Annotated in this window: 25 protein-coding genes and 1 pseudogene; 2 read left to right on the forward strand and 24 right to left on the reverse strand. The window is 46.6% G+C overall.

Going from position 1 to position 26,698, the window contains the following annotated elements; translation table 11 throughout:
* The 4 genes and pseudogenes from ABIE27_RS25220 to ABIE27_RS25235 form a co-directional block, all read right to left on the reverse strand.
* Nucleotides 1-1,001 (reverse strand): annotated as a pseudogene (locus tag ABIE27_RS25220) (collagen-like triple helix repeat-containing protein); the annotation flags it as partial.
* A gap of 161 nt (nucleotides 1,002-1,162) precedes the next feature.
* Complete coding sequence (locus ABIE27_RS25225) at nucleotides 1,163-2,254, reverse strand: LolA family protein (RefSeq protein WP_429351826.1); 1,092 nt, start codon at nucleotides 2,252-2,254, stop codon at nucleotides 1,163-1,165.
* A gap of 5 nt (nucleotides 2,255-2,259) precedes the next feature.
* On the reverse strand, nucleotides 2,260-3,765 hold the full coding sequence (locus ABIE27_RS25230; protein WP_429351827.1) for a sensor histidine kinase: 1,506 nt from the start codon (nucleotides 3,763-3,765) through the stop codon (nucleotides 2,260-2,262).
* The gene (locus tag ABIE27_RS25235; protein ID WP_123065564.1) at nucleotides 3,762-4,472 is read right to left on the reverse strand and encodes a response regulator transcription factor; all 711 of its coding nucleotides are present in this window, start codon (nucleotides 4,470-4,472) and stop codon (nucleotides 3,762-3,764) included. The genes ABIE27_RS25230 and ABIE27_RS25235 overlap by 4 nt, the downstream gene beginning before the upstream one ends.
* A 323-nt stretch (nucleotides 4,473-4,795) precedes the next feature.
* Here ABIE27_RS25235 and ABIE27_RS25240 point away from each other — a divergent pair, with 323 nt between their 5' ends.
* Together ABIE27_RS25240 and ABIE27_RS25245 are read left to right on the forward strand one after the other, a co-directional pair.
* Complete coding sequence (locus ABIE27_RS25240) at nucleotides 4,796-5,368, forward strand: TetR/AcrR family transcriptional regulator (protein ID WP_429351828.1); 573 nt, start codon at nucleotides 4,796-4,798, stop codon at nucleotides 5,366-5,368.
* 29 nt (nucleotides 5,369-5,397) lie between these two features.
* A complete protein-coding gene (locus ABIE27_RS25245) occupies nucleotides 5,398-6,024 on the forward strand; it encodes an HXXEE domain-containing protein (RefSeq protein WP_123065563.1) in 627 nt (208 codons plus the stop codon).
* A 133-nt stretch (nucleotides 6,025-6,157) separates the two neighbouring features.
* Here ABIE27_RS25245 and pstB read toward each other — a convergent pair whose 3' ends face one another.
* From pstB to ABIE27_RS25345, 20 genes are all read right to left on the reverse strand, one after another.
* Nucleotides 6,158-6,913 (reverse strand): phosphate ABC transporter ATP-binding protein PstB, encoded by a 756-nt coding sequence (gene pstB, locus ABIE27_RS25250; RefSeq protein ID WP_123065562.1) that lies wholly within the window; start codon nucleotides 6,911-6,913, stop codon nucleotides 6,158-6,160.
* 13 nt (nucleotides 6,914-6,926) lie between these two features.
* The gene (pstA, locus tag ABIE27_RS25255; protein ID WP_123065646.1) at nucleotides 6,927-7,814 is read right to left on the reverse strand and encodes a phosphate ABC transporter permease PstA; all 888 of its coding nucleotides are present in this window, start codon (nucleotides 7,812-7,814) and stop codon (nucleotides 6,927-6,929) included.
* 2 nt (nucleotides 7,815-7,816) lie between these two features.
* Nucleotides 7,817-8,725, reverse strand: a complete 909-nt coding sequence (gene pstC, locus ABIE27_RS25260; protein WP_090919026.1) for a phosphate ABC transporter permease subunit PstC — start codon at nucleotides 8,723-8,725, stop codon at nucleotides 7,817-7,819.
* Between the two features lie 145 nt (nucleotides 8,726-8,870).
* The gene (locus ABIE27_RS25265) at nucleotides 8,871-9,803 is read right to left on the reverse strand and encodes a phosphate ABC transporter substrate-binding protein (RefSeq protein ID WP_123065561.1); all 933 of its coding nucleotides are present in this window, start codon (nucleotides 9,801-9,803) and stop codon (nucleotides 8,871-8,873) included.
* A gap of 669 nt (nucleotides 9,804-10,472) precedes the next feature.
* The gene (locus tag ABIE27_RS25270) at nucleotides 10,473-11,765 is read right to left on the reverse strand and encodes an arsenic transporter (protein WP_429351829.1); all 1,293 of its coding nucleotides are present in this window, start codon (nucleotides 11,763-11,765) and stop codon (nucleotides 10,473-10,475) included.
* Between the two features lie 169 nt (nucleotides 11,766-11,934).
* Nucleotides 11,935-14,025 (reverse strand): methyl-accepting chemotaxis protein, encoded by a 2,091-nt coding sequence (locus ABIE27_RS25275; RefSeq protein WP_429351830.1) that lies wholly within the window; start codon nucleotides 14,023-14,025, stop codon nucleotides 11,935-11,937.
* Nucleotides 14,026-14,225: 200 nt separating this feature from the next.
* Nucleotides 14,226-15,290, reverse strand: coding sequence for an EAL domain-containing protein (locus ABIE27_RS25280; protein WP_429351831.1), 1,065 nt, complete (start codon nucleotides 15,288-15,290; stop codon nucleotides 14,226-14,228).
* A gap of 218 nt (nucleotides 15,291-15,508) precedes the next feature.
* Nucleotides 15,509-17,788, reverse strand: coding sequence for a bifunctional 2',3'-cyclic-nucleotide 2'-phosphodiesterase/3'-nucleotidase (locus ABIE27_RS25285; protein ID WP_429351832.1), 2,280 nt, complete (start codon nucleotides 17,786-17,788; stop codon nucleotides 15,509-15,511).
* A gap of 500 nt (nucleotides 17,789-18,288) precedes the next feature.
* Nucleotides 18,289-18,705 carry a pyridoxamine 5'-phosphate oxidase family protein gene (locus ABIE27_RS25290; RefSeq protein WP_090918752.1) on the reverse strand — a complete coding sequence of 139 codons (417 nt, stop codon included), beginning with the start codon at nucleotides 18,703-18,705 and terminating at the stop codon, nucleotides 18,289-18,291.
* Nucleotides 18,706-19,229: 524 nt separating this feature from the next.
* On the reverse strand, nucleotides 19,230-19,688 hold the full coding sequence (locus ABIE27_RS25295; protein WP_123065555.1) for an NUDIX domain-containing protein: 459 nt from the start codon (nucleotides 19,686-19,688) through the stop codon (nucleotides 19,230-19,232).
* 26 nt (nucleotides 19,689-19,714) lie between these two features.
* Nucleotides 19,715-20,494, reverse strand: coding sequence for a LamB/YcsF family protein (locus ABIE27_RS25300; protein ID WP_123065554.1), 780 nt, complete (start codon nucleotides 20,492-20,494; stop codon nucleotides 19,715-19,717).
* Nucleotides 20,491-21,516 carry a biotin-dependent carboxyltransferase family protein gene (locus tag ABIE27_RS25305; protein WP_429351833.1) on the reverse strand — a complete coding sequence of 342 codons (1,026 nt, stop codon included), beginning with the start codon at nucleotides 21,514-21,516 and terminating at the stop codon, nucleotides 20,491-20,493. Before ABIE27_RS25305 ends, ABIE27_RS25300 begins: the two co-directional genes overlap by 4 nt.
* Nucleotides 21,513-22,325 (reverse strand): 5-oxoprolinase subunit PxpB, encoded by an 813-nt coding sequence (gene pxpB / locus ABIE27_RS25310; RefSeq protein ID WP_240037010.1) that lies wholly within the window; start codon nucleotides 22,323-22,325, stop codon nucleotides 21,513-21,515. Before pxpB ends, ABIE27_RS25305 begins: the two co-directional genes overlap by 4 nt.
* A gap of 9 nt (nucleotides 22,326-22,334) precedes the next feature.
* Nucleotides 22,335-22,910 (reverse strand): histidine phosphatase family protein, encoded by a 576-nt coding sequence (locus tag ABIE27_RS25315; protein ID WP_123065552.1) that lies wholly within the window; start codon nucleotides 22,908-22,910, stop codon nucleotides 22,335-22,337.
* Between the two features lie 28 nt (nucleotides 22,911-22,938).
* Nucleotides 22,939-23,505 (reverse strand): DUF1572 family protein, encoded by a 567-nt coding sequence (locus ABIE27_RS25320; RefSeq protein ID WP_123065551.1) that lies wholly within the window; start codon nucleotides 23,503-23,505, stop codon nucleotides 22,939-22,941.
* A gap of 24 nt (nucleotides 23,506-23,529) precedes the next feature.
* Nucleotides 23,530-23,859 carry a DUF952 domain-containing protein gene (locus ABIE27_RS25325; RefSeq protein WP_123065550.1) on the reverse strand — a complete coding sequence of 110 codons (330 nt, stop codon included), beginning with the start codon at nucleotides 23,857-23,859 and terminating at the stop codon, nucleotides 23,530-23,532.
* A gap of 51 nt (nucleotides 23,860-23,910) precedes the next feature.
* Nucleotides 23,911-24,468 (reverse strand): GNAT family N-acetyltransferase, encoded by a 558-nt coding sequence (locus tag ABIE27_RS25330; RefSeq protein WP_123065549.1) that lies wholly within the window; start codon nucleotides 24,466-24,468, stop codon nucleotides 23,911-23,913.
* Nucleotides 24,469-24,484: 16 nt separating this feature from the next.
* Nucleotides 24,485-24,910, reverse strand: a complete 426-nt coding sequence (locus ABIE27_RS25335; protein WP_240037008.1) for a DUF2809 domain-containing protein — start codon at nucleotides 24,908-24,910, stop codon at nucleotides 24,485-24,487.
* Nucleotides 24,907-25,458, reverse strand: a complete 552-nt coding sequence (locus tag ABIE27_RS25340) for a GrpB family protein (protein WP_429351834.1) — start codon at nucleotides 25,456-25,458, stop codon at nucleotides 24,907-24,909. The genes ABIE27_RS25335 and ABIE27_RS25340 overlap by 4 nt, the downstream gene beginning before the upstream one ends.
* 123 nt (nucleotides 25,459-25,581) lie before the next feature.
* The gene (locus tag ABIE27_RS25345; RefSeq protein WP_123065547.1) at nucleotides 25,582-26,694 is read right to left on the reverse strand and encodes an Ig-like domain-containing protein; all 1,113 of its coding nucleotides are present in this window, start codon (nucleotides 26,692-26,694) and stop codon (nucleotides 25,582-25,584) included.
* Between the last annotated feature and the right edge of the window lie 4 nt (nucleotides 26,695-26,698).

Below are 26,698 nucleotides of genomic sequence, written 5' to 3' on the forward strand. Positions count from 1 at the left end.
CCCGTCACTCCCGCGGCTCCGGTTATACCTGTCGCTCCTGTGCCACCAGTGGCTCCGGTCGCCCCCGTTACACCTGTTGTTCCCGTCAGTCCCGTAGCTCCAGTCACACCGGTTGCTCCTGTTTCACCAGTTAATCCGGTCACGCCTGTCACGCCTGTCGTTCCCGTCACTCCCGCGGCTCCGGTTATACCTGTCGCTCCTGTGCCACCAGTGGCTCCGGTCGCCCCCGTTACACCTGTTGTTCCCGTCAGTCCCGTGGCTCCAGTAACACCGGTTGCTCCGGTCGCACCTGTCGTGCCTGTTGTTCCCGTCACTCCCGTGGCTCCGGTCACCCCCGTCACACCTGTTGTTCCCGTCAGTCCCGTGGCTCCTGTCGCACCTGTTTCACCAGTAATCCCCGTAGCTCCAGTCACTCCAGTTACCCCGGTTTCACCAGTCACTCCAGTAGCACCTGTCACGCCTGTCGTTCCCGTTACTCCCGTGGCGCCAGTCACACCGGTTGCTCCTGTTTCACCAGTTGCTCCAGTTACACCCGTCGTACCTGTCGCTCCCGTAAGTCCCATAGCACCGGTCACACCGGTCGCTCCTGTTTCACCAGTCGATCCGGTTGCACCCGTGGCTCCCGTTACGCCCGAAAGGGCAATTTCGGCTCCAAGTAATTCCTGCGATACGAGACGATGGGCAGTGACAAGCTCTCCACTCTGATTTTTCCCCCAGACTGAAATCTGAACTTCCTCCACAGCAGCATCCCCTGTTGAAAAGACAAATTCAAACCCGTCCAAATCTGCATAAAAGTCTCTGGTTATTACCTGATTCGGGAGAACGTTGAACAGCTCTTCAACATATAACGTACGTGTGCCTGCCAAATAATAACCTTGAATTAAGACTGTATAAATGCTGATTGTATTCCGATTATCCAGTCTTACTGTAATTCTCTGGGTGGGGCGCCCACTTCCATCGACAACATTATTTTCGATCGGCCCCGTTGATAGAACAGCCATATTCGGATACCTACCTTTCTCCGTTCCCAATCGCCAGATCAACTTTATCTTATAAAGATATGCTTATCGCATGGCAACCGTGAAGTTTAACCACCACTTCTTTTAGGAATGGAGATTGGAAAATAACAATGAATAATGGGCCACCTCTGCATGCCCGCTGATCAAGACTGATCAGGCAGTTTCAGTTCCTTCGCCCATGCTTGAAGCTTCTCGAGCGTCCATGCCCCACTATCCCCCATCACCGAATAACGCAGGTCCTCCTCACTCCATGACAGATTCCGAATGATCGACATGTATGAGCCTTCCTTTTCTCGGACCGTTATTTTCTTTTCCTCTGGCAGAAGCTGTTCATCCATATTTTCATCTGTCGCCTTGAATATGGTCATACTGACCTCAGGCTTGTTATTCTTCACATAGTATAATGTCACTTCATCCCGGCTATGTTCACCCAAGGACGAGGTTAACTCGATTCTCGATAACTCCAGATCCTTCCCACCATATTGCAGGAAAGATTGGCCCACAGCCTGCTCTGCTTCTTCCAATGTAACCTCCTTGGTATTCATCACATCATTCATGTTTTTCACTTCAACGTCTGCAGGGATATCCAGTGTAAACGTCTGGTCCGTGAACTTAGGATTGTAATCGATCAGGTCGTACAAAACCTCGGATCTGGTATCCCCATACGTACTAGTAGCTTTAACAACCATCCATTTCTTGGGGTCCACCCAATACTGGGATGACATCACCAACGAATTGTTGTCCTTGGGGGTCAGTTCAATATGGATTACTTCATGACCTTGAAGCTCTTCCTGCCCCAACATCTTCACGTTATGGGTATCACGCATCCGCTCCAGTTGATCCACTAACATTTGCTTTTGGGTTTGGTTAGGCTCTTGTTGAAGCGAGGATGAGTCCATCGAAAATGCAGTCTTTGCCTCTTTCTCATAGATCAGAATCTCTGACCCGTTATGAACGGCATAGCTCACATTTCCATTGTCTTCTGTCTCAATCCGCTGTCGCCCGGTTTTTCCGTCCACCCATTCTTTCACTTGCATGGTGTTGGTGATCTCCTCATCCGTCCACATCTTTAACACACCTTCTGCATAGTAAGAAGCTGGCTCCGACTCGGCAGTAATAATTTTCTCAATCATGTCGTCCCCTGACATCCCAAGCAAACCCTTTTCTGCACAACCTGCAAACAGTGAACCCGCGATCAAAGCCGCTCCTATTAGCTTCCATCCATTTTTAATCATAACTATCATCCTTTCTTAGATAATGTCTGTGGATCATCGCCGTTTTCTAGTTCCAACAATCGGCATACAGCTGCAGTCCCTTGCTTTTCTGAAGACCACATACGTATATCCCCTCCATGTTTCAATGCAATTCTTCTGGCTATACTCAGTCCTAATCCAGAGCCTCCTGCGAAGCGGAGTATTTCCTGGTTTTGATACTGAACGTAAGGCTCGAATATTCGTTCCAGCTGTTCTGCCGGAATTGCTGAACCTTCATTTTGCACCACAATTATAGTCATCCCGCTTCTGTACATATCCAGTTCTGCTCTCAGTGACAAATCGATCCATTCAGGCAACTCCTCCAATGAGTCGATTACTGCAAGACCAATTTTTCCTTTGGGCGGAGTATAACGTAGTGCATTATGCACCAGATTATCAGTCAAACGCATCATTGATTCAGGGTGAACCCGGTAGAAATGATTGGTCCGTACAGACATCTGCATGTTGAGCTTTTCACGTTCCGCAAGTTCTCTGTAACTGCCAAGGAGCATTTCGAAAAATTCTCCCCCTTCTACCTCAACCATAGCGAGTTCCGAATCCTCGGAGCCCAGCGCGGTATACATCTCAAGCTCTCCAATCATCTGTTTCATACGCTCAACATTCCTAGCAATAACCTCTTTATACTCCTGTCTCTCTAATCGTTCAGAACGTACATCCATACTTAGTGCTTCTGCATAGGCACTGATGGACATCAGTGGTGTTTTCAGGTCATGGGAGAGAGAAGCCACAATCATCTCTTTTTCTTTTTGTTGCTTTTCCACTTCCATATGGGTTTGTCTTATGGTCTGCTGCATTGCATCAAACTGCTGTAACAACGTGCCCATCTCATCGCGGCGAATGGTGCCTCCTATATCACCGGGTTCTTCTCCACGGGCAAAGGTATGCATCCGATTCATCAACACTTTCATGGGAGAGATAAGCTTTCGAGACAGTAACCACAACACTGTTCCATACAACAGCACAAAGAATAGCACGGCTCCGCTAATGACCCAGGTTGTCCGAATAGAGATTCCGTCCAGCCAGTCTCGACGCAGCATCGTTATTTCGTAAATACCCGCCAGTTCTCCTTGATGCCAGACCGGTTTTTTCAGTGAAAACGTGCGGTGCCGAATCTGCAGTTGATATAGATTTCGATATAACTCTGAGCTTCTGATGGTATATCCGCTCGTTTTCCAGGCATCTCCGCCAGAAGTAAACACCCGAATACCCGAGGGCAAATACAGATTAAAACTTACTTGTTCGTTCGCAAGCTTAGAGAGGTTTAGATGATGCTCGGAAGACTGCAGCTGGTAAAGCGCTGGATCATCCAGAACCTGCTCAATAGGGGCGAGACGTTCGGATAACTCCACGTACTCAGCTACGGAACGCTGGTTTTCATAGTAGTTATACAAGGAAAATAAAGCCCAGCCTGCTGCCACAGGAAGCAGCATAACAATCAGGAATGCCACCATCAGCCAATATTTCAGCTTCATTTGATTCGTTCTCCGATGAAACGATAACCACTGCCCCAGACCGTTTGAATCCAGCGTGGCTGATGCGGCTCATCCCCCAGCTTCGCCCGCAAACTTTTGATGTGCACGGTAACTGTGCCTGAGCTTCCTTCAGCCGGTTGACCCCACACATGCTCGTAAATCTCTGTTTTCGTGAAGGCCCGATTCGGATGCGAAGCCAGCAGCATAAGCAGTGCTCCTTCTTTTCCCGTGAGCTGAAGCTCGACATCATGCAGCTTTACCTGCTGATTCAGCGGGTGGATCATTAAACCATCATTATATTGCTGAAGCACTGAATTGGACTGGCCACCTTGATATCTGCGGTATCTGTTCAGGTGAGCTTCGATCCGAGCCGTAAGCTCCGCCAGACTGAATGGTTTGGTGATATAATCATCTGCCCCCAAGCCGAGCCCTTTCAGCTTGCTTTCCTCCTGTGTGCGAGCACTCATGATCAATACCGGAACGTCACTGGTTAACCTGATATGTTTGCATACAGTGAAACCGTCCATCTCCGGCAGCATCAGATCAAGCAGGACAAGATGGTACTGTCCCTTCCTGAAATCTTCCCAGCTCTCCAGTCCGCTTGATGCCCAGGTTACTGCAAACCCTTCACGGCGTAGATGGTCCATTAAAATACGGGCAATTTCCGGGTCATCTTCGACCAGCAGGATTTTATCCTTGTCATTCATTGTGCTTTCCATCCTCCCATGTCTACAGTGTAGCGAAGATTACATATGATTCTGAAAAGTTAATACTTTCTTTATAACTGAGCATATTGAACATGCTCTCGCTTGCCATCCAAAACGCCAAATTCACGAATGTTTTATGAAGAAAATATATCCATAGAGATACATCAAGCCTCGCATTTTTTCCATTCATGGTCAATTCCAGAGGTCTCTCCGTATGTGTGGAAAAGCGATTATTGACTCAAAAGGTAAAGAGTGCTAATGTAAATTAAACACCGTTTTAAACATTGTTTAATTTATTGGAAAGGAAGCGGAAGAGTATACATATGAATAAAAGCAATGAAACCAAAGAAATCATTCTTCAAACTGCATTAGAGATGATCAAGCAGGATGGGTTTGAAAAGATCACGATCCGCAATATTGCAAAACATTCGAATACGAACGTTGCACTGGTGAACTATTACTTCGGCTCCAAGGATAAGCTGATCAGCGAAGTGGTACAGATCCTGCTGTCGGGTTTTCATGAATCGTTTGATGTGCTGGATGATCTGTCTCTGCCACCGAAGCATCGCTTGAAGGTTTTTCTGCTGCATTATGTACGGGGAGTGGAGCAGTATCCGGAGTTGTTGTCGCGAATAATTACAATGGGCACTGCTTTATTTGCGTCGCAGCAGGAATATGGGGAGTTTATGCGGAGGATCGGATTTGATAAAGTCAAGAGTCTTCTCAAGGAACTAACGAATGAACAGGATCAAGACATTCTCATGATGATGGTGACGCAAATTTTTGGGGCTGTGTTCATGCCTGCACTGATGAGACGGACTCTTGAAGCCGGGTCTGGCGTAGAAATGAAACCCGTCGAACGTCAGATTGACCTGCTGCTGCAACGTTATTTATAAAAATCTAAGGTGCTGAGGAGAGATAAATCATGAATGTATTGCGAAAATACTGGCCTGATCTGGGGATGCTGGTCGTGGCGGCAACCGTGATCGGAATCATGATGAATTATCGTTCCATGTCCGAACTAAGTATAATTTTGTGGCTCAGCTTCATTGCAATCCTGGTGCATCAATTTGAAGAATATCGTTGGCCTGGCTATTTTGGCGGGTTATTCAACATTGTTATATTTAAGAGTGAACAGCCCAAGCATTACCCGCTCAATCCGCATTCAGCGATGATCATTAATCTGGTCATAGCCTATATTTTTTATCTCCTTCCAGTCTTCTTCCCGAACCTCCTTTGGCTAGCACTGGCTCCTATCTTTATGGGATTTTTCCAGTTCATCTGGCATGGTATATTTGCCAATATCAAAGCCAAAACATGGTATAATCCCGGTTTGTTCGCTGTGCTGGTTTTCCATTTTCCGATTGGAGGATGGTATATGTACTACATCACGGTGCACAATCTGGCAAGCACAACCGACTGGATCATCGGGTTCGTATATTTTGTAGTCGCTGTATATTTCTTCATCATTAAAGGAAATATGTGGATGAAAGATATCCACTCACCATATCATTTCTCCGACAAACAGATGGGACCATATCTGACCAAATGACTATATGAAAACCAAACCCACTTCCCGGACCCTGCTCTTTCCTGGCATAGGAAAAATACCCTATAGAGAGACATTCTTAAGAAGTGTCTACTCCATAGGGTACAGTCTAAACCTACTCTAACCCATGTAACAATTAACCAAAACGCCCCATAATATATTCCTGCGTCAATCGGTTGTCCGGGTTGGTAAAAATATGCTCCGTCTCCCCATGCTCAACCAAACTGCCCAAATAAAAATAAGCTGTATAATCCGAGATACGGGCCGCCTGTTGCATGTTATGGGTAACAATAACAATCCGCAGCTCCTGTTTCAGCTCCGAGATCAGTTCTTCAACTTTACCTGTAGATACCGGGTCAAGGGCAGATGCGGGCTCATCAAGCAACAGAATCTGTGGATCAACAGACAACGCACGAGCGATGCAAAGACGCTGCTGCTGACCACCCGAAAGTGCCAAGGCTGAATCATGCAGCCTGTCTTTTACTTCGTCCCAGAGGGCAGCACGGCGCAAGCTTTTTTCCACAATTTCATCCAGTGCCTTCTTACTCTTCGTACCGCGGTAGCGGGGGCCAAATGCGATATTGTTGTAGATGGATTTATGAAAAGGGTTGGGCTTCTGCCATACCATGCCGATCTTTTGACGAAGCTTAATTACATCCGTCCCCGGTTCGTTGAGGTCATTGCCATCCATCCAGATGTGCCCTTCCGTGCGGGACCCGGCAATCTCATCATTCATCCGGTTCAATGATCGGAGAAATGTGGATTTCCCGCAACCGGACGGCCCAATCAAGGCCGTTACACTGGCTTCGGGGAAAGTCAGGCTGATCTGCTTCACGGCCTGAAAATGCCCATAATATATGCTTAACTGTTCCGTACCAAAAGGTATGGCCATGTGGATTTCCTCCTTATTTCGAAGCTGTCATACGGCGGTACACAACCCTGCCGATCCAGCGTGCACTCAGATTGAAAGCCAGTACCAGAATGACCAGCACGGCAGAAGCTCCTGCTGCAATTTCTTTGGAATCTGGTCCTATGCCTTCACTGTTGACTTTCCAGATGTGCACAGCGAGTGTTTCCGCAGGACGCAGCGGATTGATCGGTGATCTTGGACTTGTTGGATTCCAGTCCGTGAAGTCGAGCGGTGGGCTACTCATGCCCGCAGTAAACATCAGGGCTGCCGCCTCACCGAAGATCCGACCGGATGCCAGAATCGTTCCCGTAATCAAGCTTGGCAGTGCCACCGGTAGCAATATGGACGTAATGATCTTCCATTTGGACAAACCAAGAGCAAGTCCTGCTTCCTTCTGCTCTTTGGGAACAGCTCGGAAAGCTTGCTCTGTCGTCCGTACCATAAGTGGCAAGTTGAAAATCGCCAGTGCCATCGCACCCGATAAGAGTGAGAAGCCCAGGCCGAACTTATTTACAATCAGCAAAAGTCCGAACAAACCAATTACAATGGAAGGGAAAGATGACAAAACTTCGACAACCAGTCGAATGAAGCTTGTAATTCGACCCGGTTTGGCATATTCCGCCATATAAATTCCTCCGCCCCAGCCGAGCGGAATCGTAATAATCAACGTTAATACAAGCAAAAAGATAGAGTTAAAGAGCTGCGGTCCAATTCCGCCGCCACCTTTGAGCAATTGCGGTGCACTCGTCAGGAAGTGCCAGTTGATCTGACCGATCCCCCGGAAAAGAATAAATCCGAGTAAACCGAGCAAAAGCACAACAATGAATAGAGCCAGAACGACGATAACTACTGTTGCAATTTTATCCGCTGTTTTTGGCTTCATTCTCATACCCGGTTCCTCCTTTCAAGCAGGCGAACCAGAATGACAAAGACGAAGGTCATTACCAGCAGGACAAGCGCCATGCTCCACAATGCATTGTTATGAACGGAACCCATCGTGGTGTTACCCATACTCAGGGTGATTACACTTGTTAATGTTGAAGCCGACTCAAGCAGGGATGTCGGTACATGCGGCGCATTACCGATAACCATCTGTACAGCGAGTGCTTCACCAAATGCACGAGCCATACCGAGGACAATACCTGTCAGCAATGCAGGCAGCACCGTCGGAATGATTACACGATAAATCGTTTGCCAGCGTGTTGCGCCAAGCGCGTAAGAAGATTCACGCAAACCTTTAGGCAAAGCAGACAACGCATCTGCCATGATACTCGTAACTGTAGGCAGGATCATGACGGACAACACCAGACATCCGGCTGCAATCCCGATGCCGGGTCCTCCGAAGATACTGCGCAACATAGGAACAATTACGCTCAGGCCAATAAATCCGTACACAACGGATGGGATACCGGAAAGCAATTCAATCGCGGGTTGCAAAATCTTTTTACCTTTACCCGGTACAATCTCGGTCATAAAGAGCGCTGCACACAGACTAAGCGGACTCGCAATCAATGCTGCAAGCAAGGTGGTTGTAAAGGAACCCGTGATAAACGGTAATGCACCATAAACGCCAGGCTCACCTGTTGGATTCCACGTTTTCCCGAAAATGAACTCACGCAGGCTGACGCCGTCCTGGAAAAAGGTAGACAATCCTTTGGATGCGACAAAATATACGATGGAAAACATGACAACGATCAGGAAAACGACACATATCGACGTGTAAATCCGTCCCGTCCACTCTTCCCAGTAATGTTTCTCTCTCAAGGGCCGGCGTGGTTTCAGTTTATTGTTCATTACCGTTCCCCCTTCGGTCTGTTCCATAACAACCATCCTTCTATAGTAGAATTAGTGCAAAATATGGGATAATTTTTGAGCAAACCGCGCAAAGAGGCAGGACCTGGGTCCGCCTCTTTCGCAGTATGCGCAAGTTCAAAGAATGTTACTGAGTCACATTACCTGCTGCATCGCGTTTTACTTTCATGCCGGATACCGGAATGTAGCCCAGTTCCTTAACGTCATTTTGTTGAATTTCATCGCTGAGCATGTAATCGAGGAATGCTTTTGTTGCTGCATCCGGCTCACCTTTTGTATACATGTGCTGATATGCCCATACTGGATATTTTCCTGCTTCCACGTTCTCAACAGTAGCTTCAACACCGCCGTATTTCAGAACTTGCAAGCTGTCATCCAGGTAAGACAGAGCCAGGTAACCGATTGCTCCTGGAGTCTCAGATACAAGTTTCTTAACTGTACCCGAGGAATCTTCTTGGATCGAACCTTGGATATCTTCTACTTTCGTTCCCAGCGCAAAGTTCTCAAAAGTTGCACGCGTACCGGAGCTGCTTGGACGGTTAACGATAACGATGGCTTGATCTTTACCGCCAACATCTTTCCAGTTCTTGATTTTACCGGAGAAAATATCAACCAGTTGTTCCTTCGTCAAATCCGTTACACCTGCATCTTTATTGCTTACTGGTGCAATCGCTACGACTGCTACTTGGTGGTCAACCAATTCTTTAGCTTTTGCTTCGTCTTTCAACTTCTCTTCAGCAAATACGTCAGAGTTACCGATGGTAGCCTGTCCGTCAGATACTTGAGTCAGACCTGTACCACTACCGCCGCCTTGCACTTGTACTGTCACGTTCTTATATTGATCAACTGCCATAAATTTTTGTCCAGCTTGCTCTACCAGAGGCTGCAGTGCTGTTGATCCAACAGCCAGAATGTTACCGCTGAGTTCAGCAGCAGTACCTTCTCCTGATCCATTACTTGCAGCACCATTAGTAGTACCTGCGTCGTTTTTCGATCCGCATGCCGCAAGCACCAGTACGAACGTTAAGGTCATCAAAATAAACGGCAACTTTTTAAACATTTTTTGTTTTCCTCCCCCAATGTAGTGATGGCGTTTTGTGAATTTGTGTGATCACCATCAACTCTTTAATCATTGTAGTTTCGTTATGTCATCTGAAAATCAATGTTTTGTAAACGCAATGTTAAAAATATAGGCTGGAGATAAAATACGAAACATATTTTTGTGCGCTGGCAGCCGCTTCGGGAACGGACGTTGTTTCAATCGCTGTTCCCCCGGATATATTTGATTGTATATTTAAGAGGAATATATCCGGGGATAAAGGCGAACGCTCCGCTTTTCCACAATCGTTCCGTTCCCTCCGCTGAGTCGGCGCCTTATTTGGTTCCGAATGGTTAGAGATTATACTTTTCAAATGTACACATTCCGAGACAAAGGCGAGCGCTTCGCTTCTACAGAATCGATTCCGTCTCCTGCACTTGATCACTTTGTTGGAATTCCAAAAGCTTTGATTCCAGCTATGGGTGGTAGTAATAAAAGACCTGCCTCAAACAAGGCTGGCCTCGGAAATAGATATAGGATAATTAGCCTCTTTTATATAAGAGAAGAACGGACACGGTATTTATGATTGCAAACAAAAAAGGCCTTCTCAACGGATGTGTTTTACACATCTGATGAGAACAGCCTTTTTGAATCATAACTATTTTTTAAATTTAAGCTCGATGCTTATAATTATCCCAAAATCCACAGCCATAGTGCCAAGCCCGCCAACGTAATCAACAATGTTGGAATGGTTAGAACAAAGCCTGCCTTGAAATAATATCCCCATGTAATTTTAACGCCCTTGCGAGACAATACATGTAGCCATAACAAGGTTGCGAGCGACCCAATCGGCGTCATCTTTGGACCTAGATCAGAGCCAATGACATTGGCATAGATCATGGCTTCCTTAACAATACCCTCAGTGTGTGCACCTTGAATGGCGAGCAAATTGATTAATACCGTTGGTAAATTGTTCATTACGGATGATAATACCGCAGCGATCAGGCCCATACCTAGCGATGCTGCGAACAGACCGTAATCCGCTATAGCATCAAGCCAGCTACTCAGATGATCCGTTAATCCGGCATTGCGTAAACCATACACAACAATGTACATTCCTACCGAGAAGACAACAATAGACCAAGGTGCTTCCTTAACCACTCTTTTCAAATCCACCGCTTCGCTCTTGCGTGCAAGTATACCGAAAAGCAGGGCCACCGCACCTACAATAACGGAGACGGGAATCGGCAGAAATTCACTGGAGGCGTAAGCTACGAGCAACAGCCCCAGCATAAACCATGCAATCTTGAACACCCGTGGATCACGGATGGCTTCCTTGGGGTCACGAGCGGCAGTGACATCATACGTCTGCGGGATGCTTTTACGATAAAACAAAAACAGCATCGCCGTACTCGCTGCAATGGAGAACAGGTTGGGCACAATCATACGCACCGCATACTCTACAAACGTAATGCCAAAGAAATCGGCAGAAACAATATTCACCAGATTACTGACCACAAGTGGCAATGAGGTCGTATCCGCGATGAATCCACTTGCCATGACAAATGCCAGCACCATACGCTCATCAAACTTCAATGCACGAACCATTGCGAGAACTATTGGTGTCAGAATCAGCGCAGCGCCATCATTGGCAAACAAGGCAGACACTGCGGCCCCCAGAAAAATAGAATAAAGGAATAATTTACGTCCGTTACCTCCGGCCAGTCGGGCCATATGAAGGGCAGCCCACTCGAAGAATCCAGTCTCGTCCAAAATCAATGAAATCATAATAATGCCAACAAAGGCCAGCGTAGCATTCCATACAATTGAGGCCACATCCGAAGCATCATTGAAACTAACTACTCCTGCTGCCAGAGCAAGGATTGCTCCCCCTGAAGCGCTCCAGCCAATGCCGATGCCACGAGGCTGCCAGATCACCATCGTAATGGTCAAAACAAATATTAATATTGCTACATATACCATAGTTCCTCCTGCTGTCCTGACTCAATATGCTTATTGATCGTTACATATTTAAAATACATCGTACGATTGCCCGTAAGAACCAGACGATATATTTATACAGGGCTGCAGGGGGATTGTCTATATTTATTTTTTTCTATTATTTTAATAAGGGTTCGTTGACCCTTTGCGGTCAGGATTTGCTATTATCTTCTGCGGGATCATCCATCATTTTAAACATACCCAGCAATCCTTGTAACTGTTCAGCCATACTATTCAAATGTGCGGAGGACGACGCAATTTCCTCAACAGAAGCCAGTTGTTCCTGCGATGAAGCCGATACGGATTCGGTGCTCGCCGCAGATTCCTGAGTGACGTTTGAAATATCCGTCATCGTTTGAGCCACATGGGAGGCACCCTTCTCCAATTGTTTCGTCGTTTCAGATAGTTCATCCAGTGTATGAACGGCATCCTCCACCGCTTCACGGATTTGAGCGAAGGATTGTCCAGACGTATTTACAGCCTGTATCCCCTCACCGACACGGCTCTGGGCTGCATTCATCGCTATCAGCGCAGAATCCATGTCTTGACGAATATTATGCACAAGTTCACCGATCTGAGCCGCGGAGCTACCCGATTCTTCAGCCAGCTTGCGCACCTCTCCAGCTACGACTGCAAATCCACGTCCCGCATCCCCTGCTCTTGCTGCTTCAATAGATGCATTCAATGCAAGGAGATTAGTCTGTTTCGAGATGGACGCAATGACATCGACCATACTACCGATCTCGACCGAACGGGCGTTCAGGGACTGTACAACATCTCCTAACTGTTCTACCGTTTCCTGGATGATATTCATCTGTTCAACGGCTTCTCCCGCTGCTTCATTCCCTGAGGATGCTGCCCCGGATGTATTTCGCATCGCTGTGGTGATGGATTGAACACGCTCTGACATCAGACGAACATCTTCTGCCATACGGCTCATCTGTCCAGAGCCATCCTTCACACTATTCACTTGTAGCTCTGCACCCTCGGCCAGTTCTTGGATGGCCATAGTTGAATGCTCGATGGCTTTGGTCGTTTGGTCTGCACTTGCAGACAACTCTTGTGAAGAAGCGGATACTTGTTCTGCCGTTTCTTGCACACCCAGAATCATCATGCGTAAGTTATCCACCATACGTTCAAAGTACTTCGCGAGTTCACCCATTTCATCTTTACGTTTACTATCCATCTTCACGGTAAGGTCGCCTTTACTTACAGCTCTTGCATTTTCCTGCAACCGTTTAATCGGACGCAATAACGAACGAGTGAACCAGATAATAAAGATAAGGGCCAGGAACACAGAAGCCAAAAGGACAATGAGCGTAGCAAGCCTTATTTCCTTACTCGCGTCGGTAACTTCACTTTTGAACATCGTACCTGCAATTTTCCAGCCAGTTGCTTCATTGGTAGAGAAAATCATGGTTTTGGAGCGACCTTCGTAATCATAGTCAAATTGACCTTCCTTGCCATCATACATTTGATCCAACACGCCGCTTTTTTCCTGTGTACCTACTTCTTGTACAGGAGAAACAACAACATGTTTATCTTTATCCAGGATAATAACGTACCCTTCTTTACCAACCTTAATCGCGGCCTGATCCCGTAGTTCGGCCAAATCAAGTGACAAACCAATTACAGCAGATTGATCCTTAAGCGTTTTGGAGATAAAAACAACCGCTACCCCATCTGTATTTTTGGTGACAGGTGAGACAGCAACCGTACCCGGCTTATCCATCGCGAGTTTATACCACTCACGCTCCCTTGGATCAAAAGCCTCTCCTCGCTGGCTGCTCGCTGTCGGCTTGCCGCGAACCATGACTCCTTCTGTCGAACCTACAAAAATATTCAAAGCATCCGGATGCAACCCCAGATACTGAACAAGCTTGGCTTGAAGCTCCGTGCTATCATTTTCTCCTTTGATCAAGGAAGAATCGAGTGAATCCGAGAAGAAATTAATGTCAAAGATTTTGTTATTAACCTGACTTTCCACAATTTTATTAGCCGTACTTACGCTCTGCAGGGCACTGTCGTTCAATTGTCCTTGTACTGTATCTTCCGCGATATACAAAGATACTAAGCCAATTGCCAAACTCGGTACCAAGAGAACAACCAAAAACGAAACGAGCATTTTATTTCGGATATTCCAGACAAAAGCTTTCTTTTTACTTTTCTTTTTGTTTTTATTTTCTTTTGTTTTGACGGGTTTCTTCGTTTTTTCACGCTGGTATTCTTTAGTCTCTTTCAATCGGTTCTCCCCCTTTTATTATGTCACCATGCTCCCAGATATGTATGAACTTCTATTGGTCTATACTATATATCGGCTAATGACGGAGTTTTTTTGAATAGAAACAAAGTTCACAACAAACAAGTCACTTCAAGGGGAAAGTGACTTGTGCTGTAATGTTAATGTTGAATATTAGTGTTTAGTCCAAAGGTGAACGGTCGTTATCTCGCTGCTCTGTACGATGGATCTGAATATGGACCATCAAGAGGTTGTGCTGCGGGTTTACCAAAATAATATCCTTGTGCAAGTTCAATTCCAACCGATCGGCAGAAATCAAACTCCTCCATTCGTTCGATCCCCTCGGCAAGCACTTTGCCTCCAAATCGATTGGATAACTGAACAATGTTCTTGATCTTCTGCTGCTTCACTTCATCCTGATCACAATAGTCAATCAGGCTGCGATCAATTTTCACAAAATCAGGCTCTAAGCGGTTCATTAATTCGATCGTCGAAAATCCAGCGCCTACATCATCCAATGCTACGGACATACCGCGAGAACGATAAACTTCAAAAATATGCTGCAATGTAGACAATTGCTGGATCTGTTCAGTTTCCACGACTTCAAAAACGAAATCTTTCGGATCAAGCGAGAGACGTTCTATCGCCTCAAATGTATGTGTCAGGCAATATTCGGGGTTATAAATAGAGGAAGGCAGAAAATTAACAAAACGTTTCACACCGCGAGGCAAATATTTGGCGCTTGTTTCAATGGCCTTAATACGAGCAGTGCGATCCAGAAACGAATGCAGTCCCGTTTCGTGAGCTACTTCAAACAATTCATAGGAACTAAATGCTCTTCCATGTTCAGCCGGACGAAGCAAAAACTCATATCCGATAATGCACTCTGAGGCATCTACAATCGGTTGCATATAACTGGTAAACTGACGTTCTAAAATAGTAGAAACGATATCAGCATATTTGATTCTGGCATGCTGCATGGATAGACTAATCCACTCACCCTCTAGATCATCCGTGAACGGATCCGCAGCAGATTTTAACTGAACGGCCAGGGTGATCGCTAATACCTTCTCCATATCTATAATCTCTTCCATCCGATCCTGTAACTCCTGTACATCTGAAAAATGGAACCAAAGCATCTCTTTTGAATAATCAACATGCCTTCCCTTGGTTTGCAGCGCTTCCAGCAAAGCAGGGGAGACGGGACGCAGGTACACCGTACCTTGGCCCTCTATCGGATAGATTGGACTGCAGCCACTGCAATTCATGTAGAACCCCCTTGCCAGTTTATCAAGCTACATCATTAATGTTACCAAGTTTTATACCCAAAGTTTGTAAATAGTATATCATGGGTCCAGAAATTAATCTCTAATGTTTTAATGACTTCCTATATGATGTATACAGAAACATTTGTATTCTTTCTTGCCACAAAAAAGACCAGCAGTCTGATGACTGCCAGTCTTTCGACTATACCCTTTATTAGACTCTATGAAACAGGAATGACAATTTTTTGTCCAACTTTCAGGTTATACACATTGGTGATTTTGTTTGTTTTGACAAGGACACGCCAGTCCACACCATGTTTTAAACCGATGCGATACAGGTTGTCCCCTTTTTGCACCACATATACGACTTTATGGTTTGTAGCTGGTTTCTCCGGCTGTGGTTTTGGTGCTGGTGTAGGTTTTGGCGCCGGTGCCGGCGCTGGTGTTGGTTCTGGTTTAGGTGTCGGAGCCGGGCTTGGTTCAGGTTTTGGTGTCGCTGCTGCCTCACCTGTCAGTTTCAATCCGTACTCTGCGAACCCATCTTTATTGGTACCAATAAAGGACATGGCCGGATTCGCTTCTACCAGATCCTTCGCATCTGGGGAAGAAGCAAATACCACCTCAAGGTCATTCAGTGTTGCTGCTGTTACACCACCAGAAGGTTTAATTGGTGCCAGTGACCAGTTGCCATCCGCTGTCGGGTTAATCGTTTTGTTCTCACGGATATAGTCGATAATCACTTGACGGTTCTCATCCGGTGCAGCCAGAACGATACGTTTACCATCCGGGTTAGCCAATTTGGATGAAGAAGCACGATAGTTATTCGTTGCTACGATGAATTTTTGTGCTGGATCTACTGGCTTGCCTTCGAAGCTCAAGTTTTTAATCCGGCTGGCCGATGTATTAACAACTGTCGCTTTGCTATCGTACTTGGCTGGTTGTGTAACATCAATCTGGTAGGTTACACCATCAATAACATCAAAATTATACGTTGGGAAATCCATATTGATTAATTGCTGCTGGCCGCCTTTGGCTGGATCAATCTGGTTAAATTGTCCTGCTGACCATTCTAACCACTCTTTCAATTCAGCACCATTAACCATTACAGCATGTACCGTGTTTGGATACACATAAAGGTCTGCCACGTTTTTGATGGCAATTGTGCCTTTAGGAATGTTAGTGTAGTACGACGCACCGGAACGTCCACCTGCTTTGAAAGGTGCACCCGCAGACAAGACTGGAACGTTCTCATAGTCGGTGCCTTGCAGTTTCTTTTCCACGTACCATTTCTGTGCATTGGTTACGATCTGAATGGATGGGTCATCCTGCACCAGAGCGAAGAAGCTGTTGATTGGTGCTGTCGTTTCGCCAACCGGACCACGTACATATTCCAGTGTGCCCTCGTGTTCATCATGAACCGCATCTACAATCGCCTGATCCGCATCTACCAACGGTTTTTTGTTCGCTGTATCGTAGATGGGACGTGCTTCTGTTTTGGAATCAACCACTTTCCATTTGCCATCCACTTGCTCCAGATCCAAATCAATGATTCCGAGGTGATCACCCCAGAAGCCAGGCTCTACAGCAGGAACACCATTGATTGTACCCTTTTCCAGATCGACTCCTTTTTTACCTTTGAAATCAGCACTAGGGAATACTTTATGGGCATGTCCAAACAAAATGGCGTTAATGCCTTCCACCTGGCTCAGATACAGAACGGAGTTCTCCATCAGGTCGGTTTGGGGAATATCTTCAAATCCGGAGTGAGGAATCGCTACGATAATGTCCGCGCCTTCGTCTTTCATCTTCGGAATGAATTTTTTTGCCGTAGCAATGATATCCTTGGCAATAACCTTACCTTCAAGGTTGGCACTGTCCCATTGCATAATTTGCGGCGGCACAAAGCCGATCACACCCACTTTAATGGTATGCCCCTTGCCATTTTCATCCGTTACTTTTTTGTCCAAAATTTTATAAGGAGTGAAGTAGTTTTTGTCGTTTGTTTCATCCTTGTCACCATCGTCTACATAGACATTGGCATTGATGTAAGGGAAGTTTGCTCCCTCCAATGTCATGTCGAGGAAATCGAGACCATAGTTAAATTCATGGTTACCGATGTTGCCTGCATCATAATCGAGCAGATTCATCGCTTTATATACAGGGTGAGTCTCACCCTTTTTCAGAGGATCAATCTTCGCAACATAGTCTCCCATCGGGTTACCCTGGATCAAGTCACCATTGTCGAACAACAGGCTGTTCTTCGCTTCCTCACGGGCTTTCTTGATCAGCGTAGCCGTTTTGGCCAGTCCGTATTGATCCGTCGCTTTGTCTGAATAATAGTCATAGTTGATCAGGTTGTCATGAATGTCCGTTGTTTCCATGATCCGCAATTTGACTTTGGCCGCATCGGCAGCCGATACAGGTACTGGAAATACCGCAAGCACGTTAAATGCAACGAAAGCGGCAGTCAGGCTTGATAACAACTTCTTACTTTTCTTCAAAAATAACCCCTCCCGGTTTATGTACATTAAATCATGCCATACCGCAAACACAGGCACAGAAAATAATAGATTTCATGGGTTGTGCGTACTGATGATCCAATGAGCATTCATCGGTGTCTTCAGGTAAGTTTATCTCACATGAACATCTATTCATATCTGTGCGTGTATTTACATATCAAATCATAACGTAATGTTAAAACAATGAAAAGCATTAATTTTTACGTTATCCGCACATAACTAGTCTAATCTACGTTTTCATGCGTGATTTCGACATATTTTGCAGTATAAAAGGAAGGGTTTAGGGGATAATCACTCAAATTCACGTATGTTACATCACTGTTACATCGAGCTCATATCATGCCTTTTGGAATCTAATAAAAAACCGCGAAGCCTTAGAACAGGCATTCACGGTTGAACGTCCTCTATATTTTCGTCGTCTGACAACGAGGATTCGCTAAAATGATGTTGTGATTGGCGTTACCTTGAAACTACGCCTGAATTTATTGCTCCCACACATGATGCTCATGGTCTTTCCCTGTATATTCTATGCGAGCGGGGGTAATATCCAAGATTACATAGTTGGGATCATTAGGTCCATCGAACCATGCTTTCAACTCATCATTCCACACTTGCTCACGCAAGGATTCATTTTTAGTGACCTCACATGTTCCCTCGATCTCCACCACTTCCTTGGTGCCTCCGGCCTCGTAACCAAGCAGCAAACTAACATTGGGGTTGTTCTCCAGTTCCTCTACTTTGTGCGTCTGACGGTTAGTTGCCAGATGAATATTCAGCCCATCATTGAAAATAGCCATATAACGGGACTTCGGCTTGCCATTCTCTACGGTGGAGAAACTGCAATACGGGTTGTTTTCCAAAGCCTTCACAATGTTTTGTTCCAATTCGTTCTGGTTCATGGGGGTTGCTCCTTTCGGGATGGGGGAGTATTTGAGGAATCGTGCTGAAGCGTTACGAGTACGGATCGTTCTTTTGGTCGCTGTTATCCCCGGATTTATTATTGAATTTTTCTAATGGTAAATAATCCGGTGATAAAGGCGAACGCTTCGCTTCTTCAGAATCGATTCCGTTCTCTCCGCTACGCACAATTCCTCAAAATTAGAGTTAGAATTTAAAATTCAAAACAACAAGCTTTCAACTTACTTCTTCAGGATCGATTTCGTCCCTTCCACTACTGCTGCAATTCTTCCATCGGTAGAAGCGGTTCAAAGCCCAAAAGATTTTAAAAATCCTGCTTGGATTAATTGTAAAAGTCTTTATCTTTACATTGGACAAAGACACCGTAATGTAAGCCATACAGATATGTTTCCAAGAACCATTCCTTGTAACAAAAGCCTGTACTTATAGTGTACCCGCCTCACCCTTGATGAATCCCTAAACCAGAACGTAAGCGTGACAATTTTGGAAATGTTACTTATGTTATTTAATTAAGATCCCCGAGGTATATGCGCTGCTCTCCCTTTTTCAACAGCAATTCACCGATGGTTTTGGGATACAGACGGATGTTGCGCAGTTCCTCAAGCGTAATCCATTCTACAGCAACCTGATGATCATCCGGGTTAGAGCCTTCAAAGACTAAAGCTTTTGGATCAACAAGACTGCACTCAAAATAAAACTCCACCTGGTGGATATCTGCATCCCACTCAGCAAACTCATGATTGGCACCGATGTATTCCCGGATATGTAATAACTCACCTACCTGCACCGCCTGCCCAATCTCCTCCAGACACTCCCGTGCTACCGCATCTTTCAGTTCCTCACCCTTCTCCTGCCCACCGCCTGGAAAAACATAAGCATCACCATACTGATCTTGTAGACGAATCAGTAACAACCTTCCGTCCTGAACAATGATCGCTTTGGCCGAATTCCGTATGGGTTTCATGATATACACCTCTCCATTTTCCATCTTTATCTCGCTTGATAAGCGGTCAATGCAACACCCTCAGCTTCCAGCATGAGACGAATTTCTTGAGCAAACGTCAGAGCATGTGTGCCGTCACCATGGATGCAAACTGTATCTGCCATAATAGGAACTGCGGTTCCGTCCGTAGATACGACCACTCCGTCTTTAACCATCCGAATCACCTGGGCCAGTGCTTCATCGGACCGTTCTATAAGTGCACCTTCGTGACTGCGAGGCGTTAATCTGCCATCTGAAGTATACGTCCGATCTGCAAATACTTCATTCACGCCTCGCACACCAATTCGATTTGCTGCCACAATTAACTCACTGCCTGCCAAACCATATAAATACAGCTCAGGCTGCACTCGATAAACCGCTTCGGCTATGGCCTCAGCGAGCTTCGAATCTGTCGCCGCCATATTATAAAGTGCTCCATGTGGTTTCACATGATGCAGACGACCTCCGCTGGCACAGACACAAGCATGCAAAGCCCCAATCTGATACACCACCATATCATAGGCTTCCCGAGGAGTAATTTCCATATTTCTTCGTCCGAATCCTTGCAAATCAGGCAACCCGGGATGCGCGCCAATAGCTACCTGATGCACGATTGCACGTTCTACCGTCAGCCGCATGACGGAGGGATCACCCGCATGGAATCCGCAGGCAATATTCGCCGAAGTGATCAGTGGCAACATGGCTTCATCGGAACTTATCATCGTCTGATAAGCACCATAACTTTCACCAAGATCACAATTGATATCTAGTGAATATGAAACGCTCATGATATCACCTCCGTTTCTGCCATTCTCCTGCGAATCAGTTGATCCAGCAGTCGTAAATTCCGCTCTCGTTTTATGTAGAGATCACGTGCTTCTTCATGCGTAATCTCTGCAAAAGAAACGCGACTTCCAGGCCTGGCCTGAGCCAGAATGGGCAAATCAACCGCAGCTACCTGTGCAATCACAGGATATCCTCCAATGGTCTGGTGATCCGCCATCAATACGATAGGTTGCCCATCCGCAGGTACCTGCACCGTGCCTAAGGTGACCGCCTCGGATAAACGATGCAATGGCCGAACCAGTTTCAGCCGTGAACCCTGCATCCGATATCCCATACGATCAGATTGGGGAGAGATCACATAATCTTCAGTATAAAATCGTTTCAGGCTCTCTGCGCTGAATTCCGCATGGTCTTGACCTTGCATCACTCGAATGACAGATTTACCGTAATAGTTGGGTCTTTCCCGCTCTGATAATAGCCATGCCGGAGCGACCATGGATTTGTTTTCACCTAATTGCCCTTCCATACCACACATCCATTGTCGAACCTTGTCTTGGATGTCCGCCGTATCCAGTACATCCGCCGCACGCAGCGCCCTCCCATGAAAACCACCAAACCCGCTCTTAACATCCGTACTGCGGCTGCCCATCACTTCTGGTACATCGATCCCTCCAGCAAACGCCAAATATGCACGCAGGCCATGCCGGCATGCGCCAAATTTCAATACACTGCCAGCCCGCAACAGTACGGGTCGCCACAAAGGTACAGGCTGTCGATCTACCGTGGCACTGAGATCTGCACCGCATAGCGAAATCAGTTGATTGGTTTGCACTTGCAGTTCCGGCCCGGACATCGTAATCTCAAGTACTGCATCGTGCCGAGAGTTACCGACAAGTACATTGGCTGCTCGGGCCGCGAACATGTCCATTGAACCGCCTACCGGCACACCATAACGGCGATACCCGAATCTACCTTCATCCTGGACGGTTGTTAACAAGCCAGGACGAATGATCTGTATACTCATCCCTTCCCCTCCTTCCGCGCCAGTTGCAAGTATTCTTGCATTGTAATGGGCTTGAAGCGAACAAAGTTCCCCGCTTCAAGCAAACTTGGAGGATTCATTCCCGGACGGAAAAGACAGATGGGTGTCCGTCCTATACATTGCCACCCCCCCGGTGTCGTTATCGGATAAATCCCCGTCTGAGAACCACCTATGCCCACCGTTCCTGCCTCTACTTGAAGCCTCGGCGTTGCTCTTCTTGGCGTGGCTATTTGTTCAGGCAGCCCTCCCAAATAAGGGAAGCCGGGGGCAAATCCAATCATATGTACGAGGTAATCAACGGATGAATGGATCATAATGACTTCCTCTATTGTCAGGCCATGTTCGTTAGCCACATATTCCAAATCCGGCCCGAACTCTCCGCCGTAACATACCGGAATAGTCACAATTCTAGGGGGAGTCCCCATCTCAATGGACTCCGAAGCATTAGATTCGCTCCATTGATTTGATGGGTTCAGTTCATTTGGTTTCATATCTAGTTCATTCAGCTCGTTTGGCTGCAACTTTTCATTGAGTTGTCGCAAATGTTGTAGCAGAATCCTACTTGTTTCCTCATAAGACGATATCCAAGGATCGTAAAACAACGTAACAGACAAATAAGAAGGTACCCACTCCACCACAGCTGTCACAGATTCCTTTTCCAAGAGAGCACATACTGACATCACTCTCTGATGCACCACCTCAGACAGCTCATCGCCGCAGCGAATTATAATTCCACGCTCTCCTAGTGGAGATAACATGTCCGCTGTCCAGTTATAGGAGATTGTGTTCATGGCCTTCCCTCACTCCAGATGCGTGCTGCAATTGTACAATTCACACTGCCATGCCTGATCCTGATGAACCATTCGTGTAATTGATGTGTTCCCCAGCTTTACGCTGATATCCAGTTCCGGTACCAGTGCCCGCATTGTATTACGAAGCACAGCCCCATGACTCACGACGATGACTCGTCCATTCGGATGTTGCTGAAGAATATCTTCTAGTGCCGCTTTCCCTCGGGAAGCCCCTGCGTCCGAGTGTTCTTTTCCCAAATCGAGTGAACTCCAATCTGCTCCCCATTTCGCGACACGTTCCTCTTCTGTTGTGCCCTCCACCTGACCTCCGCCCATTTCGCGTAATCTCGGGTCGAGATGGATCTCCTGAATCCCAAGCCGATCTGCGATAACACGAGCCGTTTCACTTGCCCGCACCAAGTCACTGGCATAGATGGCATCCCAGGATTCCTCCGCCAGCCTCGCCGCCAGCAAAGCCGCCTGTTCTCTGCCCTCCTGATCGAGCGGGTTGTCCGTCTGTCCCTGCGACCGCTTTTCTTTATTCCACGCCGTACTGCCGTGACGTATCAACGCAATTTGTGTCATCGTGCTCGTTCCCTCTTTTCTCTAAAGCTCATTTTAGCTCGTCCTCTGTAAAATGTTTTCTGGTCTTTGGTTTCAAAAACTTGCCTTCGTTATAAGTATTTGACCCGTTTCTGGGGATAGAAAGACTATCCCACGATGTTTCTTTTAACATTTTGGCCGTGTGAACAATCTGTCCCACATGATATGGATAATGCGCCAACTGCCGCATAATCGCCTCCATAATGGTATGACCCTCATTCCGAATATATATGATCTGAGACATGTGATCCGGAGTAAACGAACGCAGCGCTCCCAGCAGACAGTCCCAGCCCTCTTCCCATTTAGCAAGCAGCTCTTCCCTGGTATGAAAATCACCCACGAATTCGGCATCACGCTCACGCCATGGTTTCTCACCATCCGTTGTCAGCACATCCGTCCAGCGGGATCGCATATTGCCCCACAAATGCTTTACAATGACTGCAATGCTGTTGGTGTCTTCGTTCCATGTCTGGAACAATTGGTCCGTCTCCAATTGCTCCATTGCGCGTTCACCAAGCTGCTTATAGTAAAGGAACTGTTTCTCTGCCGTTTCCAAAAAAGCCTTATTCATGTCCATCCGTCTTACCCCCATTTCAAAAAGTTATGCCGGGAAAGAAAACGTGCCGTCTTCATTCGGTTCAAAGTTCAGGACCTTACTTACAGCATCCAGATTTAACTCTCCATAGATGTGCGGAAATAACTCGTTCAATTCATATAAATCTTCATAGACCAGCTCCGCCTTCAACGTCCTCTCTTCGATCCCGAGCAGCAACAGGTCGGTACGTCCTGCATAATACTGTCCAGCTACCCACGGAATCTGCTCTGCGGTAGAGCAGTGAATAAAGCCATCCGTTTCTAAACTCTCTGGTGCATATGTGTCTCCTTTGGATACTTCCTCCCACACTGAACGGGAAATAATGCTGTAGATCATAGAGTCTTCCTCCTTGGTCGTCACTGTAAGACAGCTCGTATTAAACAACTATTATAGATCATCCCGGATGCGGGCGTACAATTTCTGGTCGGTAAACACACCTTTAATTTTCAACTGTTTGCGTAGCACCCCTTCCTGCACCATGCCCAGCTTTTCCATCACACGCGCAGAGCCGATGTTGCCCGCATTACATTTTCCTTCCAGCCGGTTGCAGTCCAGCTGCTCGAAGCAGTAATCAACGATAGGTTGCATGGCTTCCGCGGCAAGCCCCTTGCCCCAATAGGCGCTACCAATGGCGTACCCCAGTTCCCCACTCTGCATGAATTCATCCAGATGGAAAATGCCGCCTCTTCCAATCAGCGTGCCCGTTTCTTTCAGCACAAAAGCCCAGAGATATACCGTTTTCTGCTCATAGTTTCGCAGCACGCGCTCCAGATAACCGATGGAGTCATCCTTGCTCTGGTGGCACTGCCACAAGCTTTGCTTACTAACTTTCGGGTCAGACGCAAACGCATAATACTCATCGAGATCGTCCATCGTAAGACGTCTGAGGTACAACCGTTCGGTTTCAAACTCAGGGGATGCTGCAAAAAGTTTATCGATATTCATTCCACGTACCTCCTATCTATGAATTGATGCGATAGCGCATTAGTCGAGTCAGGATAAATCGGTCTATAAGATAAACACATAAAATGCCAATTAGGTATCGGATGAGATCAATGACTAGAAATCCACGGCCCAAAATGAGCGCGCCCCATAAGGTAGAACGTAGTTCATTCAACCAAGGTACCTGAATCATCTGAGAGAATTCAACGCCCCAACTGAACATAACACTGATCCAGACTGCCCTGGCTCGGCTCAAGTGGATGAATACCATACGTACGCCAAAATAGATCATGCCAGCCCATAGCGCATCTCCAAAATGCTCGTACACCCAGTACGGCAAAACCGCTCCATATGTTCTGGAAGCTAGTCCTGCTGCCATCGTGATGATCACGGCGATGAAGTAGACCCATCTGTTCTTAATGAACAGCCCGTGCTGATGCTTCACAGCCGTCCGTCCAGAACCTTTAAGATGAATTCCGTTTTGGCAGTGGTATAGGATTCTCTGTCGTCTTTATTCTCATCTGCAAGCTTGATTTTCAGTTCGGCGTAGTCCTTCACCAAATCCGGTCGAGATCTCAGTACATCACGAAACCAGATCTGCCGCTCCCAACGTTCCTCACCTGGACGCATAAGATGCAGATGTACAGCTCGTTTCCCATCTTTAACTTTGACCCAGAACCGTCTGTATTCCCGGCCATCCAGCTCAGGGGGGACATAATTCCAGCCTAGAGGGTTCAACTGCACAGCAATTTGCCCCATATCATCCCAGGACTGCACTTCCCCCATCAGATCAATAATTGGCTTGGCAGACAAACCAGGTATGGATGTGCTCCCAATATGTTCGAATGTATGTATATCCAGGTGTTTCAAAAGTTCTCTTAACTGCGCAATTTCTTCCTCAGCCTGCTTACTCCAAGCGGAGTTAGCTTCTACAACTTCTACAGGTTCCGTGGCCCATGCAGGCCAATTCTCCGGGTTCATGGGATCGTTCATTTCCATAATCACTCCTTGAAGCTGGATTCTATGTTCAAAAAAGGAGACGCATAAGTACGCCTCCCTCATAGTATACATGGATTCAATTCGATCTGATCAACACTTATATGGAAAAAGGGAACATTATTTTACCGTCACAGGTATCGTCACTTTTTTATTGCCCCACTTCGCGGTGATGCTTGTTTTACCTTTGGCTACAGCAACGATTCTGCCATTCGTTACGGTGGCGACATTCGGCTTGGAACTGCTCCACACCGCGCCTCCCGTCACCATCAACGTTTTCCCTGTATCATACTGAGCCATTACCCCTAGCGCCCAGCTGGACTGCGGAGACAAAACCAAACTTTTCTGACCCATAATCAGCTTCTGGAGCGTAGGCACCACGTTGACTACAGCAGTGACAGTCTGACCCTGATACGTACCAGTCAAGGTGGCTTGTCCTTCACTCAGCCCTTTGACCGTACCATTTTTCACTGCAGCCACGCCAGGATTGGATGACGTCCATATCACCGATCTGGAAAGGTTGACTGTTTTGCCACTGGAGTACGCCCCCATCACCTTAAGTGGGGTAGATTTTTTGATCGTTAACTGGATTGTTGCAGGCTTAACCTCTATCTTGCTAATGATGTCTGTCACCGTTATCGGCACTTTAACGAGAGTTGACCCGTACTTCCCTTGCAATATCACTTTGCCAGGAGTAACGCCTTTGATCTTTCCGTTTTCAATCACAGCCAGGTTACTGGACACCGTCCATACAATATCGGATGTGACCTCCTCTTCCTTGCCATTAGCACGCGTAATGCTGACTTTCGGGAGCGTGCCTTCGTTTCCTTTTACAAACGTATACGCATTAGGTGAAGCCTTGATGCTTTTGATTTTATCCTGCACCTGAACAACCACCTGTGCTTTAACCCCGCTCACTTGAGCAACAATCGTAGCTTCGCCTGCAGCGATCGCTTTGACTTTACCTTTTGTGATTGTCACCACAGCAGTATTGCTAGTGGACCAGGTTACTCCGCCGGTAACATCCTGTTTATGATCCGCGCCTTCCACCGTCGCGAGCACCTGATAGGATGTAGTCTCTCCCACATTCATCTTCCGCGGACTGCTGCCTGGAATCTCAATGGAGATGACATCACCTGCTGCCGCCCAAACTGATGCAGGTACAACAACCGTGAGTGCAATAATCAGAGCAAGCATACCCCGTAACGACCATTTGATTCTATTCTTGTCCATGTCC

This window comes from Paenibacillus sp. 4624, from assembly GCF_050435065.1.
Taxonomy (GTDB): Bacteria; Bacillota; Bacilli; order Paenibacillales; family Paenibacillaceae; genus Paenibacillus; species Paenibacillus amylolyticus_D.

Excerpts from the sequence above, each read along its gene's own strand:
- ABIE27_RS25225 (WP_429351826.1), bottom strand. The coding sequence starts at position 2,254 with ATGATTAAAAATGGATGGAAGCTAATAGGAGCGGCTTTGATCGCGGGT.
- ABIE27_RS25230 (WP_429351827.1), bottom strand. The coding sequence starts at position 3,765 with ATGAAGCTGAAATATTGGCTGATGGTGGCATTCCTGATTGTTATGCTG.
- ABIE27_RS25235 (WP_123065564.1), bottom strand. The coding sequence starts at position 4,472 with ATGAATGACAAGGATAAAATCCTGCTGGTCGAAGATGACCCGGAAATT.
- ABIE27_RS25240 (WP_429351828.1), top strand. The coding sequence starts at position 4,796 with ATGAATAAAAGCAATGAAACCAAAGAAATCATTCTTCAAACTGCATTA.
- ABIE27_RS25245 (WP_123065563.1), top strand. The coding sequence starts at position 5,398 with ATGAATGTATTGCGAAAATACTGGCCTGATCTGGGGATGCTGGTCGTG.
- pstB (WP_123065562.1), bottom strand. The coding sequence starts at position 6,913 with ATGGCCATACCTTTTGGTACGGAACAGTTAAGCATATATTATGGGCAT.
- pstA (WP_123065646.1), bottom strand. The coding sequence starts at position 7,814 with ATGAAGCCAAAAACAGCGGATAAAATTGCAACAGTAGTTATCGTCGTT.
- pstC (WP_090919026.1), bottom strand. The coding sequence starts at position 8,725 with ATGAACAATAAACTGAAACCACGCCGGCCCTTGAGAGAGAAACATTAC.
- ABIE27_RS25265 (WP_123065561.1), bottom strand. The coding sequence starts at position 9,803 with ATGTTTAAAAAGTTGCCGTTTATTTTGATGACCTTAACGTTCGTACTG.
- ABIE27_RS25270 (WP_429351829.1), bottom strand. The coding sequence starts at position 11,765 with ATGGTATATGTAGCAATATTAATATTTGTTTTGACCATTACGATGGTG.
- ABIE27_RS25280 (WP_429351831.1), bottom strand. The coding sequence starts at position 15,290 with ATGAATTGCAGTGGCTGCAGTCCAATCTATCCGATAGAGGGCCAAGGT.
- ABIE27_RS25290 (WP_090918752.1), bottom strand. The coding sequence starts at position 18,705 with ATGAACCAGAACGAATTGGAACAAAACATTGTGAAGGCTTTGGAAAAC.
- ABIE27_RS25295 (WP_123065555.1), bottom strand. The coding sequence starts at position 19,688 with ATGAAACCCATACGGAATTCGGCCAAAGCGATCATTGTTCAGGACGGA.
- ABIE27_RS25300 (WP_123065554.1), bottom strand. The coding sequence starts at position 20,494 with ATGAGCGTTTCATATTCACTAGATATCAATTGTGATCTTGGTGAAAGT.
- ABIE27_RS25305 (WP_429351833.1), bottom strand. The coding sequence starts at position 21,516 with ATGAGTATACAGATCATTCGTCCTGGCTTGTTAACAACCGTCCAGGAT.
- pxpB (WP_240037010.1), bottom strand. The coding sequence starts at position 22,325 with ATGAACACAATCTCCTATAACTGGACAGCGGACATGTTATCTCCACTA.
- ABIE27_RS25315 (WP_123065552.1), bottom strand. The coding sequence starts at position 22,910 with ATGACACAAATTGCGTTGATACGTCACGGCAGTACGGCGTGGAATAAA.
- ABIE27_RS25320 (WP_123065551.1), bottom strand. The coding sequence starts at position 23,505 with ATGGACATGAATAAGGCTTTTTTGGAAACGGCAGAGAAACAGTTCCTT.
- ABIE27_RS25325 (WP_123065550.1), bottom strand. The coding sequence starts at position 23,859 with ATGATCTACAGCATTATTTCCCGTTCAGTGTGGGAGGAAGTATCCAAA.
- ABIE27_RS25330 (WP_123065549.1), bottom strand. The coding sequence starts at position 24,468 with ATGAATATCGATAAACTTTTTGCAGCATCCCCTGAGTTTGAAACCGAA.
- ABIE27_RS25340 (WP_429351834.1), bottom strand. The coding sequence starts at position 25,458 with ATGAACGATCCCATGAACCCGGAGAATTGGCCTGCATGGGCCACGGAA.
- ABIE27_RS25345 (WP_123065547.1), bottom strand. The coding sequence starts at position 26,694 with ATGGACAAGAATAGAATCAAATGGTCGTTACGGGGTATGCTTGCTCTG.